9 protein-coding genes are annotated in these 13,027 nt (G+C 70.8%); all 9 read left to right on the top strand.

What is annotated here, in order from left to right; translation table 11 throughout:
* Window positions 1-51: 51 nt before the first annotated feature.
* The 9 genes from ACIG87_RS25705 to ACIG87_RS25665 all read left to right on the top strand — a co-directional run bounded on the left by ACIG87_RS25705 (window position 52) and on the right by ACIG87_RS25665 (window position 13,016).
* The gene (locus ACIG87_RS25705) at window positions 52-2,565 is read left to right on the top strand and encodes a condensation domain-containing protein (protein WP_396853872.1); all 2,514 of its coding nucleotides are present in this window, start codon (window positions 52-54) and stop codon (window positions 2,563-2,565) included.
* 95 nt (window positions 2,566-2,660) lie between these two features.
* A complete protein-coding gene (locus ACIG87_RS25700) occupies window positions 2,661-2,912 on the top strand; it encodes a phosphopantetheine-binding protein (protein WP_396853870.1) in 252 nt (83 codons plus the stop codon).
* Window positions 2,905-4,146 (top strand): MFS transporter, encoded by a 1,242-nt coding sequence (locus ACIG87_RS25695; RefSeq protein ID WP_396853869.1) that lies wholly within the window; start codon window positions 2,905-2,907, stop codon window positions 4,144-4,146. The genes ACIG87_RS25700 and ACIG87_RS25695 overlap by 8 nt, the downstream gene beginning before the upstream one ends.
* Entirely contained in the window at window positions 4,143-5,288 is a 1,146-nt protein-coding gene (locus ACIG87_RS25690; RefSeq protein ID WP_396853868.1) for an aromatic ring-hydroxylating dioxygenase subunit alpha, read from the top strand. Before ACIG87_RS25695 ends, ACIG87_RS25690 begins: the two co-directional genes overlap by 4 nt.
* Complete coding sequence (locus tag ACIG87_RS25685; RefSeq protein WP_396853867.1) at window positions 5,285-5,521, top strand: MbtH family protein; 237 nt, start codon at window positions 5,285-5,287, stop codon at window positions 5,519-5,521. Before ACIG87_RS25690 ends, ACIG87_RS25685 begins: the two co-directional genes overlap by 4 nt.
* Before the next feature lie 31 nt (window positions 5,522-5,552).
* The gene (locus ACIG87_RS25680; RefSeq protein WP_396853865.1) at window positions 5,553-6,953 is read left to right on the top strand and encodes an amidase family protein; all 1,401 of its coding nucleotides are present in this window, start codon (window positions 5,553-5,555) and stop codon (window positions 6,951-6,953) included.
* Between the two features lie 50 nt (window positions 6,954-7,003).
* On the top strand, window positions 7,004-8,821 hold the full coding sequence (locus ACIG87_RS25675) for an acyl-CoA dehydrogenase family protein (protein WP_396853863.1): 1,818 nt from the start codon (window positions 7,004-7,006) through the stop codon (window positions 8,819-8,821).
* Entirely contained in the window at window positions 8,818-9,966 is a 1,149-nt protein-coding gene (locus tag ACIG87_RS25670) for an acyl-CoA dehydrogenase family protein (protein ID WP_396853861.1), read from the top strand. The genes ACIG87_RS25675 and ACIG87_RS25670 overlap by 4 nt, the downstream gene beginning before the upstream one ends.
* On the top strand, window positions 9,963-13,016 hold the full coding sequence (locus ACIG87_RS25665; protein ID WP_396853977.1) for an AMP-binding protein: 3,054 nt from the start codon (window positions 9,963-9,965) through the stop codon (window positions 13,014-13,016). Before ACIG87_RS25670 ends, ACIG87_RS25665 begins: the two co-directional genes overlap by 4 nt.
* Window positions 13,017-13,027 lie beyond the last annotated feature (11 nt).

Here is a 13,027-nt window from a genome sequence, read left to right as displayed (position 1 = left end):
GTGCAGGAGTCGGCTGCTCCGCGGCGCGGCGCGCACGAGGAGCGCAAAATCGTGACTGAGCTCGGGCAGCCGACCGACATGGGCTCGGCATCGGCGCTACAGGCCCAGATGTGGGCTGTCGACCGGCTTCGCGGCGGTGACGCTGGTTACCTGACGTGCGAGGTGCTGCGGATCGAGGGCGTCGTCGACCCCGTCCGCCTGCGGCGGTGCCTGACGACCCTGATGCTTCGACACGAAACGCTGACCACAGGCTTCCGCCTCGACCAGGGCGGGCTCCTGCGGGTTCGCGCCGACTCTCCCGGGGGCGAGCTGCAGGAGCGGGACCTGACGGACACGGCTGATCCGACCGAGGCGTTCTCGGAACTGGTTCGCCGGTCCTTACGCCAGCCCATGCCGCTGGACCGGCCGCCGCTGCTGCGCTGGCTGCTCGGCACGACGCAGACGACGTCATACCTGGCGGTGGTGCTCCACCACATCGTCGCCGACGGCTGGTCGGTGGACATCCTGCTGGACGAACTCGCCGCCCTCTACGCCGGTGAGCCGTTGCCGACCGCGCCCGCCGCCTATGGCGACTACACGCGGGAGTTGGCCAGGGACCTCGCTGACGGTTCACTCGACCGGGAGAAGGCGTTCTGGCGGACGACGCTGGACGCGGCACCGATCGAGTCGACGGTGCCGGGTGTCGGGCTACGACAGTCGTACCGCGGCGACCGCCAGGTCGTGGACCTGCCCGCCATGCAGCTCAGCGCCGTCACCCGGCTGGCGGGCAGGGCCGGCGTCACACCATTCATGATCTACCTCGCGGCGCTGGCGGTGGTGGTCGCAAGCCGTGCCGGCACACGCGACGTGGTGCTCGGCGTACCCTCGGCGAACCGCGTCGACGACCGCTACCAGGGCACCGTCGGGCCGTTCATGAACCCGCTGCCCGTACGGGTCCGGATGACCGGCGGACTGACCGGGCTCGGTCTGCTGCAGCAGGTCCGTGACGCGCTGCTCGGGGCGATCGAGTTCCAGCGGCTGCCGCTGTCGTCGATCGTCAAGGAACACGCGACCCCGGTGGCGTCGACGCTCACGCCGGTCTTCCAGGTGGTCGCCGCCCAGCGGGTGTTCGCGACCGGGAGTCCCACGTTCGGCGGGCATCCCGGCACCCGGATGTTCTTCGCCACCGGCACCGCGAAGTACGACCTGGCGCTGACCTTCCCGCAGGAGCACGCCGACCGTGCTCTCGCCGTCGAGTACGACCTCGGCAGGTACGACGCCCGCTTCGTCGCCGCACTGGCCGCCGACTACCTGGACACGCTGACACGGCTACTGGACGATCCAGCGGCTCCGTGCTTGACCGCTGATCTCCCGCCGACCCACGACAGGGGCCGCGAGGGCCGGGTAGTCCGCCGTCACCGGGGACACCCGGCGGTCGTCCAGGGCACCGACTGGTTGTCCTACGGCGAGATTGAGGAGCGAAGTTCCCGGATCGGGGCGGCGCTGCAATCACGAGGCATCGGCAACGGTGGCACCGTCATGGTCGACCTACCGCGGGGGATCGACAGTGTCCTGGCGTCACTCGGCGTTTTGTCCGCTGGAGCGACGTGCATACCGGCCGCCCCGTCGCGATCTCCGGAGCGCTCGGCAGGGCTGTTGAGCACCTGCCGTGCCGCCGTGGTCGCCGAACACCACGCGGTCGAGCGGCAGGGCTCCGGGGGTTGCGCACCGGCCGTTCCCCGCTGGTGCCTCGATGACCTGCTCGCGGGAGCGCTCGACGACGCACCCGGGTCGCCCCTGCCAGGCAGCCGGATGTTCCCGGTCAACGACGGCGACCCTGGGCTGGGGTCGGTGCTCGCCGAGTCGCTGGGACACCGGACTGCGGCGGGCCGGCAGTCGCACGTGATCCAGCCCCGCGACAGGGTGGCACACTTTGCGGAGCCCGGCTCGGAGGCTGGCCTCGTCGAGATCTCGAGTGCGCTCGGTTCCGGGGCGACCCTGGTCATCCCGACACGCCGCCTGAACGATCCGCACGAGTACGCCGAACTGCTTACGCAGTGCACGGTCGCCCTGCTTCCCGGTGCCTTGTTCGCGGAGCTCGCGGCGGCACGCGTGACAGTGGCGGCCCTGCGCCGCCTGGACCTGCTGATGGTCGACGGCGACCGCCTGGACCCGAAGGCGGTGGCGCAAGCCGACCGGCCTGATCGCCGCCTGGACGAAGGCCAGCCAACAGTCCTCGGCCACCTGTCCGTGCCGATCGCGACGCCGTCGCCCGGAGCCGACCCTCCCGCTGAGACGGCTACCAGCGTCGATGACGGCGACCAGGTTCAGGAGCGGCTTCGTGCCGTCTGGGCCGAAGTGCTCGGTTGCGCGGTCACTGCGGGCACGGACTTCTTCGCCGCCGGTGGTGACTCAATGGCGGCCATCGGGATGCTCGCCCGGGTGGACGGCGAGTTCGAGGTAGCGGTGGCCCCGGACGATCTGTTCGACAACGCGACCTTCGCCGCGTTCGTGGATCGTGTCCGGGACCTGCTCATGATTGCCGGGGCCGCACATGAGGGCGTCGCTGCCGGGTCATCACCCTGATCACGCTGTGCCTGCCGCGCGGGCGGCATGCCTCCCCAGCCAGCCGGTCCCCGGGCCGACGACGATCGAACGGAGTGTTGCCAATGGATACGCCCATGGAACCGGAGGCTCGTCTCCAGGCCATCGCGGAGGTCTGGAGGGAGTTGCTCGGAGTGCCCGAAGTGAAACCCGACGACAACTTCTTCGTCATCGGCGGCCACTCCATCAAGGCGATGCAGGCTGTGGTGCGCCTGCGTCGCGTGTTGGACACCGAGGTGCAGCTCGCCGACTTCTTCCGTGCGCCCGTACTCAGTGACTTCGCCGAGTTGCTCGGCGGTCGGGTGGCCGAGGACGCGCACATTGCTTGAAGAGGAGGAGGCGGTCGCCGTCGCTCGCGATGAACAGCGTCGGGGCCCAGCGCTGTTCGTCACGTCGCGGACGCTGTCGATCATCGGTGACATGGCGGCGGTGACCGCCCTGAGCGTGTACGTGTACGAGACGTTCGGCAGTGCCACGCTGGTCAGCGGCATCTTCGTCGTCCGGGTGCTGCCACGTCTGCTCGGCCCGCTCGCGGGGGCGCTGGCGGACCGCTACGACCTGCGGACGCTGCTGGTCGTGTGCGACGTGGCGGCGTGCGCGCTGTTCGCGTGCGTCGCGGTGTTCCTACCTTCGTACTGGACGCTGCTGGCGCTGCTGCTGGTGGCCGAGTCGGTCGCCACCGTGTCGCTGCCGGCGGCGCGCACCTGGCTGGCCCGCAGGGTCGACGCCGATCGTCGCGGCAGGATCAACGGTGTTCTCACCGCCAGCGTGTCGATCGGCTTCGGCGTCGGCGCGGGCATCGGCGGACTGTCCGCCAGCGCTTTGGGCCCCCGGCTGGCGCTGCTGCTCAACGCGCTCACGTTCGCGGCGTCGGCCGTGCTGGTGTGGGCGGCCGGTTCGGTGCCGGCGCCGCGCTCGCAGGGCGAGAGACCCGAGCCGTTGCTGTCGTCGGCGCTGGCCGGGACCCACCTGATCGTCGTCGACAGACGGCTGGCCGCGCTGGCGTTGGGGTTGGTGGGCATCGGTTTAGCCTCGTCGATCGACCGGCCCGCGGTCGTGGCGCTCACCCAGCAGGACCTACCAGGCGACGGTGGGGCGTACGGCCTGCTGCTCGCGTTGATCAGCGTCGGTGTCCTGGTCGCGTCGCTCGCGATCGGACGTGTCCCGTGGCTCGGCCCGACCTGGAACGTCTTCGTCGTGTCCATCGCGCTGCAGATGGCGGCACATTTCCTGCTGGGACTGGCGCCGTCCCTGGTCATCGCCGCGACTACGGCGCTGATGATGGGCGTCGGCAACGGGCTGGAAAGCGTGGCTGCGACGACACTGCTGCAGAACACCGCACCCGCCACGCAGGTCGGCACGGTCATGGCCGCGGTGATCAGCGCGACCTTTGTCGCCGACGCGGTCGGATCGCTGATCGGCGGGTTCCTCGTCGACACGATCGGCGCCAGGCCGGTCTTCGCCGTGGCCGCGTTCATCATGGCCTGCTGCGGCGCTTTTGCCTGGAACGTGCACCGGAGATCCACCCGTTTGGTCGCCGCACCAGGAGAGGAGCTCCGATGACGTCCGTCATTGCAGGTGGCGCAGCCGTCGAGGTGGGCCAGGCCACCGCTCCGTTCGGCCAGGCGACCGCCCTCCCTCCGCGCTTCTATCTCGACCCGGCACTGTTCGAACTCGAGCAGTCGCGAGTGTTCGCCACCGGGTGGGTGCCGCTGGCCAGGGCCGAACAGGTGGCCGAGCCCGGCACGTACCTGAGCGTCCAACTGGGCTCGCAGCCGCTCGTGATCACCTGCGATGCCGCAGGAGTCCCCCGCGTGCTCGCCAACGTCTGCCGGCACCGTGCCATGCCCCTCGCCGAAGGCAGCGGTATGTGCCGGACGCTGCGGTGCGAGTACCACCTGTGGACGTACCGCCTGGACGGCACGCTCAGCGGAGCGCCGATGATGGCCGAGGTGGACGGCTTCGACCGCGACCAGGTCCGCCTGCCCGAGTTCCGCCACGAGATCTGGCAGGGCTGGATCTTCGTCAACCTCGACGGCCGGGCCGCGCCGCTGGCAGATCAGGTATCCGGGCTCGTAGCGGAGATCGCCGAGTGGCGGTTCTCCGACATGGTGTCGGTGGCGACCGCGTCGTACGAAGCCGACTGGAACTGGAAGATCTCGGTCGAGAACTTCGCCGAGTTCTACCACCACCTCGGCCTGCATCGTGACTCCCTGGAACCGCTGCTGCCGGCCAAGACCGCCCGCTGCCTGGACAACCGGGGGCAGCCGTGGAGTTCGAGCTGGATCGGCTGCTCCGACGACTACCTGCTGGTGCAGGGCGATCCGATGAAGCACCTGCCCCCGTCGCACACGATGGGCATGCAGATCATGTGCGTGTTCCCGCTGCTGTGCGCCGGCGGCCAGCCCGCTTCGACGTTCTGGCTGCAGATACTGCCCATCAGCGTGGACAGGCACCGCCTCACCTGGCACGTCATGGTGCCCGCCGACCAGCTCACCAGTCCGGGCCTGCAGGCCTTCGTCGAGTCGAGCCTCGTAGCGATCGAGCAGATCCAGGAGGAGGACGGCGCGGCCTGCCGCGGCGTCCAGCGCGGCCTGCGCGCCCCGGCGACGGCGACGGGTCGCCTGGCCCCGCTGGAGCTACCGCTCTGGCAGATGCAGACCTGGCTGCTCGCACGACTCACCGATACGACGACCACAGAATGACGACGATCGAGGGGGCTCCCGTGCCAGATCCCGACAGCAACACCAGCGAGTTCGAGACCTATCACATTGTGGTCAACGCCGAGGAGCAGTACAGCATCTGGCCCGTCGGCCGTGCTCGACCGACCGGCTGGACCACGGTCGGAGAGCCCGGCAGCCGGCAGGACTGCCTGACCAGGATCAGCGAACTGTGGACGGACATGCGTCCCCGATCGGTCCGTGTGATCCACGGGTGACCCGGCCCAGGACGAGAGAGAGGACGTACGCATGACCACGTCGGTGGCGCTGCCGATCCGGCGGCTGGCCGCCGACCTGCGGGCCCGGCGGGTCTCGAGTCTGGAACTGGTGGAGGCGTGCCTGGCACGTATTGCAGCCGAACCGACGACGAACGCCGTGGTGGAGATCGACGCCGACCGCGCCCGCGCCGCGGCGCGAGCCGCTGACCGCAGGTTGCGTGAGCCGTGCGCCTCGCCGCTGTGCGGGCTGCCGTTCACGGTCAAACGCACGTTCGAGGTACGCGGATTCGCGCACACCCGGCATGATGTCGGGCCCGGTGAGCCCTTCGGCATACCCGCGGCGCGCGATGCCACGGCGGTCTCGTCGCTGCGGGCGCTGGGTGCCGTCGTGATCGGTCGTACCAACGCGCCTGCCCGCGCCGCTGACATCGACACCGTGCATCCCGTCTTCGGCCGCACCAGGCATCCGGCCGATCCGCGCCGGAGCCCGGGCGGCTCCTCCGGCGGCTCCGCCGCAGCCGTCGCCGCCGGCCACAGCACTTTCGACCTCACCAGTGACGTCGCCGGCTCCGCCCGGATCCCGGCTCACGCGTGTGGGCTGTTCGCCCTGCGCAGCACCGCTGGCGCGCTGCCTACCACCGGTCACGAACCGGGATCTGCCTCCGACGCCGAGGCGATCCCGATGCTCGCCGTGAGCCCGATGACCCGCTACGCCGACGACCTGCGGGTGGTGTACGCGGCGATGCGCGGCGGCACGGGTGACGTGGCCCCCGACGCGCCGCACCGGATCGCCGCTGTGCTCGCCGACGACGCGGCGCCCCTGTCACCGCAGGTGCGGGATGCCCTAAGCCTGGCCATGGAGCGGTTACGCCGGGCCGGGCACCACATCCGCGAGATCCGGCTGCCGGTCGGTCTGCGGGAGACGTGGCTGCTGTGCCAGCAGTTGATCTACGCCGAGGAGCCGGCCGACCTGCCGCCCGGCACCGTCGCGGACCCCACCGTCGACACCGATCCGATGGAAGTGGCGCTGTGGGGCCGTACGCTGTCCCCGCAGGCGCGGCAGCAACTCCACCGCCGTCGCGCCGCATATCGGCATGCGTGGCAACAGGTCTTCAGCACGAGCACGGCCGTCCTGCTGCCGGTCATGGGCGTCACCGCGTTGCCCGCCAGGGATCCGAGTGTGCCGGTCCTCGCGGACACCACCACCGTCACCGGCAGGCGGATACCGCTGTTCTCGCTGTCCATGTGGTGTGCCGTCGCCAGCGTGGGCGGCATGCCGGCCGTGTCGATGCCGATTCCGTCACCGCCCGGCTCGCTGCCGGTAGGGCTGCAGGTCATCGCCGCACCGGGGCGCGACATGCACCTCCTGGCGCTCGTGGCCGAACTGTCGACCGTGTTGTCGCCCGGCGCGCGGTTCCAGGAGGCCTCATGAACGTCACGACGATCCACGCCCTGGTGAGCCCGGCGGCGGAGATCCGCCGGATGCGGGAACTGCTCTCGCCCCTGCCCGTCGCCGCCCGGGAGGCGGCACGACGCGACGCCCTGGCCACCAGCCTGCTGGCCGACTGCTTCCACCCCGACGGCGTACCGAGCACCGAGTCGCATGCCCGCACGGCGGTGGTGGACCTTCGTACGGTCTGCTCGGTGCGCGACCATCGCGGACAGCCGTCACTCGTCAGTCTGCCCCGCCGGCTGCCGACGGACGGGGCCGACCGCCTGGCAATCGTAGCTACCGGGCCCGACGGACCGTGTCTGGTGCTCCTGGCCGCCTCGGACGTCGGGTCGCACGGCTCGATCCTCCCGGTGCCGCCGGCTTGTCTGGCCCCTGCGCCAGAGGTGCCATTGCGCTGCCATGGTTTGCGCGATCTGCTGTCAGCCGGCACGTTGGCCACGCTGACCGCGGGCGAATACCTCCGCCAGGTGACGACGTGGCTCGCGGGCCGGCGGTCGTACGGTCAAGCGACGATCTCCCAGCCGGTGCTGCGGCGGCGGCTGGCAGAGGCGATCATCGCGCACCGGACCGCTGTCGCGACGCTCGACGTGGTCGCCAGTGGCACCGTCATGGACGACATCGCCGATCTGTGTGTCGCCGCCGTGCGGACCGCGGCCGAATGCGTGCGGAGGTGCGAGGACGTCCATGCCGGCGCGGGAGTGTTCGACCCCGCCCCGGCTCTGGGACGGCGACTCGATGCGCAGGCCAAGCTGTCGGCCCACGCCGCCGCCGGCTCGCACGCGGGGCCGCCGGGTCCCGTGTCGCGGCGGCGGGCCGACCTCGCCTGGCGTCTGCGGCAGGCGCTGGCGGGCGAGCGATCGGTGCCCGGCCTGCGGAATGCGGAGCTGGTCACCGACGACGCCCGCCGGTTGGTGGCACTGCTGGAACGTCTGGCGCCGCTGACCGAGTCGACGTTGCTCGATGATCTGGTGGTGGCCGAGGCGCTGGCCGAGGCGCTGCCTCCGGGCCTGGCCGCTCGCGTGATGACGCATCGACAAGTGGTCCGCGCCTACGCCTGCGGACCGTGGGCTTCCGCGAGCGCGGCCGCCCGCCGCAGCGACCTGCTCGATGGCACCGCGCTGGCGGCGGTCGCCGTCACGGAGCCGTCGGCCGGCAGCGACCTGAACGCGCTGAGCACCGGTCTCACCCGGGACGGTGCCGGCATGCGCCTCGACGGGGTGAAGACCTACGTCGCCGGTGGCGCCGACGCGAGCCACATCGTGGTCGCGGCCAGGGACGGCCACCGGCTGGCACTGGTCCTCGTCGATGCCGACCAACCTGGTCTGACGCGTCGCACGCTCAGCGCGCCGGCCTGGCGTGGGGTGGGATTCGCCGAGCTCGAGTTCCGGGGTTACCACGTCACAGACGAGGACATGATGCCCGGCGTAGGCGTCGAGACCCTGATGGCCGGGTTGTTTCGGGAACGGCTGATCCTGGCCGCCCAGCAGTCGGCCTACGCCCGCCGGTGGCTCGGCGACGTCGGAGCCGCCGCCAGGGCGGAACTGTCGTGGCGTCTGATCGGCGCCCAGACGCTTGTCGAGCAGGCCCTCGACAACGCCGAGGCGGATGTTCCGACCATGATCGACAGCAGCATCGCGAAGCTCCTCTGCTGCTCGGTCGCCGCAGAGGTGGCTGTCGCGCGGACCGCAGCGCTCCTGCCGACCGCGGAGCACCCGGAGGACCTGCTCGACGATGAAGCAAGCGCACGGGCCTGCACCTTCGCCGGCGGCACGCCCGACATCAACCTCGCGGTGGCCGAAGGCCTGGTCCTCAGCCTCCTTCCCGGTCAGGAAAGGCATCCGGCATGACGACGAAGCACGCTGACACCCGCATCCCCCTGAGCGAGGCGATCGACACGGTCTGTGTCGCGCTTCGTGAGCGCTCAGACGACCTGGCGCAGCCGGGTGACCTGCCGCTGTGGGCGGCCGACCTGCTTTCGCGCACCGGCCTCGTCGATCTCTGCCTTCCGCACCGCCTCGGCGGGGCCGGAGCTGACCTGGTCGACCTCGTCACGACAGTGGAGCGGGTCTCGGCCGTGGACGCGGCGACCGGGTGGTGCCTGTTCATCTACGGAACCTCCCCGTGGCTGTTCGCCCAAGCCCCCGCCGATCTGACGGCCGAGATCTTTGCCAGGCCGGGAACCAGGGTTGCGGGCGCCCTCGCGCCCACCGGCGCCGTACGGCGCGACGGTGACGAGCTTCTGCTGGATGGGCGTTGGGCCTTCGGCAGCGGCGTCAACGCCGCTCATTGGGTCGCGCTGCACGCAGTGCTCGCCGACACGCACCCTGCGCGTTCGGTGTTCGCCGTTCTGCCAGCCCTAGACATCACCTCCCGCGAGCCATGGGACGGGCTCGGCCTCGCCTGCTCGGGCAGCGGGATGATCGGCGTGCGCCAGGTCAGGGTGCCGGTGCGCCGCATCATCGCCGGCACCACCGGCCCGTCGGCATGGCCGGAGCCCGCATTCCGGATGCACTTCCGGGCCACGTTCGCGGCATGCTCCGCGGTCCTGCTCGGTATCGCGTCCGCGGCGCTCGACGACTTCGTCGAGCTGGCCGGGCGCAAACGTCCGACGTTCGGCGGCGGGCTGTTGGCGCAGCAGCCACTAACTCAGCACGTCGTCGCCGAGTGCTGGGGGGCCCTGCATTCCGCCCGTGCCCTGCTCTATCAAAGCGTGGAGCGGGTGCAGGACGCATGCGACACCGGGGCCGGACCGACGATCCTGGATCAGGCACGCCTGCGCATCGCCATGAACAACGTGCGCTCGGCGTGCTTGTCCGTCGTGGACCGGCTGCACCACGCGGCTGGCGGTGGGGCGGCGCTGCGGGCCAACCGCTTCGCACAGCTGCTGCGCGACGCGCACACCGCCAGCCAGCACCACATGTTCAGTATGGAGATCACCGGGCTGGCCGGGGCCGTTCTGCTCGGTCGGGACGTATCGGAGGGACAGCTATGACGTCGCCCAGCGCCACCAAGCAGGCAGAGCCCGGCATGCCCTATCACCATCCCAACGTGCTGGAACGCTGGCAGCGCGCGGCTGAACGCGCATCGACGAAGCCGGCCTGCCGCGACAACGCGCACGCGCGGAGCCATCAGGAGCTGCTCGACCTGGCGCGCCGGCGCGCGGCGCTGCTCCTGGCCGGCGGGCTGCGGGGGGAGCAGCGTGTGGTCGTCATGCTGCACGACGGCATCGACCACGTCACCTGGGTGGCAGCCGTCATGCTCGCAGGCGGTTGCGCTGTGCCCATCGCTGTCGACCAGCCGCGGGAACGCCTGCGCGAACTGGTGCGGTTGGCCCGTCCGGCGGTGGTCGTCGTGGACGACAACACCGCACCGCTGGCCGAGGACGAGCGCTGCTACGACGGCGCCCACGCCGGTCTGGGCGACGTCGGCGATCTACCGATGATCCACCATGAGCAGGCGGCCTACCTGTGCTTCACCTCCGGAACCACCGGTCGACCGAAGGGCGCGATCGTCAATCACGGAGTACTCGCGCACACCACCGCGGAGATGTCCGCCTACCTCGCTCTGGAACAGCGCCCCCGCTTGCATGTGCTGACCACGTCGTGGTCCTTCGACGTGTCGATGATGGACCTGTGGCTGACTCTCACCACAGGTGGCACGCTGTACTTGCCCAACCGGGCCGACCTGCTCGGGCCCGCGCTGATCGACACGGTGTGCGACCTCGAGGCACCGATCCTGCACGGGGTGCCGAGCCTGTTCGCCGCGTTCACCGAGGCCGACGTGGCGAGGCTGCCCAGCGGCACGACGGTGATGCTCGGCGGCGAGTCGGTCCCTGCGGGTCTGCTCGGCCAGCTGCGCCTGCACACCGACATGCACGCGGTGTACGGCATCACCGAGACCGGTGTCGTCACCACGACGCACCGCGTCACGGCCGACACGACGCCGGATGTCATCGGCCGGGCGCTGCCCGGCACCGACTGCGTCGTCGTCGACGAGACGGGCTGCCCCGTCCCGGACGGCACCACCGGAGAACTCCTGATCGGGGGTGCCGCCGTAGGCCGAGGTTATCTCGGCGACCCGACGGGCACCGCGGCCCGCTTCGTTCCCGCAGCCGACGGCACCAGGAGGTACCGCACCGGGGACCTGGTCCACCGCACGCCCGAGGGCGTGTACTTCTTCCACGGCCGCATCGACCATCAGATCAAGGTCCGTGGTCACCGGCTCGAACCGGCGGAGGTTGAGCAGAAGCTGCTCGCCGTGGCGGGTGTCCATCGCACCGCCGTGCAGGCGGTGCGCAATCCCGCTGGTGAGCAGACAGTGGTCGCGTACGTCAGTGGCACCGGCCTGAGCGTGGACGGCCTGCGCGAAGCTGCGGCGGCACGGATGCCGACCTGGATGCGCCCGGGGCACTTCGAGATCCTGCCGACCCTGCCGATCACCGCCACCGGCAAGATCGACCGGCGCAACCTGCCGGATCCGGTGTGGCCCATTGCCGCCGCAGCCGGCGACCCCGCCGCCGCACCGCGCTCGGATGCTGAAGCCATCGTCGGTGATCTGTGGGCGCAACTGCTCGGCACGCCGCATGTAGGCGCCGACGACGACTTCGTGGCTCTCGGCGGTCACTCGCTGAAGGCGGCCCAGCTGAGCACCGCGCTGCGCGACCGACTAGGGGTGCCGGTCCCGGTGACCGACCTGCTGAACGCCGGGTCACTGCGGGAGATGGCCGACCTGGTCGACCGGGCCGTGCGCCTCGGCCCGGCGGGCGAGCATCCGACCGTGGCGGCTACGACGAGCGTCACGGCCGACCAGCGCCAGGTGTGGTTGCAGCAGCAACTGGCCGGCCCTGCCGGCATATACAACCTCGTGGTAACGGTGGACATGCACGGGACCGTCCACACGACCGCGCTGCAACGAGCCCTGCACGCGGTGGAGCGTCGGCACCCCGCTCTGCGTACCCGGTTCGTCTTCGAGGAGGATGATCTCGTCACCGTCGTCGGCACATCCGAGGCGCGGCCGCTGATCATCCGGACCGCCGACGTGGCCGAGGAGGTGCGACGGGCCGGCAGGTACGCCTTGGACGTGTCCGCCGAGCCGCCGTGGCGCTACGAACTGCTCGCCGACGGCAACCAGCGGCACGTACTGCTGCTGGTCTTCCACCATCTCGCGGTGGACGGCCTGTCGGTGTACGGGATCCTCGAGGAGGTCGCCGACGAGTATTCGATCGCTGTCGAGCCGGGGCGTGGCAGACGGATTCGCGATGAGGCGAACCAGGTGCCACCACGGCCGGAGGGCGACGAGCACGACGACCTCGAGTTCTGGCGAGCGATGGCCCAGGACGCGCCCGAGCCGGTGCTGCTGGCCGGACAGCGCAGCGGCGGTGGCGGAGACGTCGCCGACTTCGCCGGCTGGTGCCGTCCGGTGACGATCGAGGGCGTCGACCCGGAGCAGCTACGCCGAGCGGCGGCCGCCCGCGGCGGCACGATGCAGGCGGCCGCGCTGTCCAGCCTCCTGCGCGTGATGGCGCTGGAATCGGACACGACGGACCTCATCCTGGGTATCCCGTTCTCGCGGCGGGGCGTGGACGTCGAGCCCACCGCGATCGGACAGTTCGTCAGCAACCTACCGCTACGCTTTCAGCTGCCGCAGGATCTGGCGCCAACCGCCTGCATGACCGCGGTGACCCGGACCCTGCGGCTCGCCCGGCGGCACAGCAGCATCGACGCGGAGGCGATCCGCAACCTGGTGCGGCCGAAACGCGCCGACGGCACCGCAGACTTCTTCCACGTCGCCTTCTCCTGGGAGGACGAGCTGCCGAAGCCTGCCTTCGCGGGGCTCGACACGAGCTGGGAGCTCGCGTTCAACGGATGGTCGGACGTGAATCTGGTGGTCGAGTTGTCCGTTCGCGACGGTCGGCTCGCCGGGCGGGTCATCGGGCGCCAGGCGACCGGTGCCGACGTCGACGTCGACCGGCTGGGCGACGCGCTGGGCCGTAGCCTGCGCGCGTTTCTCAGCGAGCAGACACCGGCCGGAGGACCCGTCTGACACCGGTACCG

It is taken from the genome of Micromonospora sp. NPDC051925, from assembly GCF_044548625.1.
Taxonomy (GTDB): Bacteria; Actinomycetota; Actinomycetes; order Mycobacteriales; family Micromonosporaceae; genus Micromonospora.
This window is presented reverse-complemented; position numbering and strand designations above follow the sequence as displayed.

Coding starts and splice junctions, on each gene's coding strand:
- ACIG87_RS25680 (WP_396853865.1), top strand. CDS start 5,553: ATGACCACGTCGGTGGCGCTGCCGATCCGGCGGCTGGCCGCCGACCTG.
- ACIG87_RS25675 (WP_396853863.1), top strand. CDS start 7,004: ATGCGGGAACTGCTCTCGCCCCTGCCCGTCGCCGCCCGGGAGGCGGCA.
- ACIG87_RS25690 (WP_396853868.1), top strand. CDS start 4,143: ATGACGTCCGTCATTGCAGGTGGCGCAGCCGTCGAGGTGGGCCAGGCC.
- ACIG87_RS25700 (WP_396853870.1), top strand. CDS start 2,661: ATGGAACCGGAGGCTCGTCTCCAGGCCATCGCGGAGGTCTGGAGGGAG.
- ACIG87_RS25665 (WP_396853977.1), top strand. CDS start 9,963: ATGACGTCGCCCAGCGCCACCAAGCAGGCAGAGCCCGGCATGCCCTAT.
- ACIG87_RS25685 (WP_396853867.1), top strand. CDS start 5,285: ATGACGACGATCGAGGGGGCTCCCGTGCCAGATCCCGACAGCAACACC.
- ACIG87_RS25670 (WP_396853861.1), top strand. CDS start 8,818: ATGACGACGAAGCACGCTGACACCCGCATCCCCCTGAGCGAGGCGATC.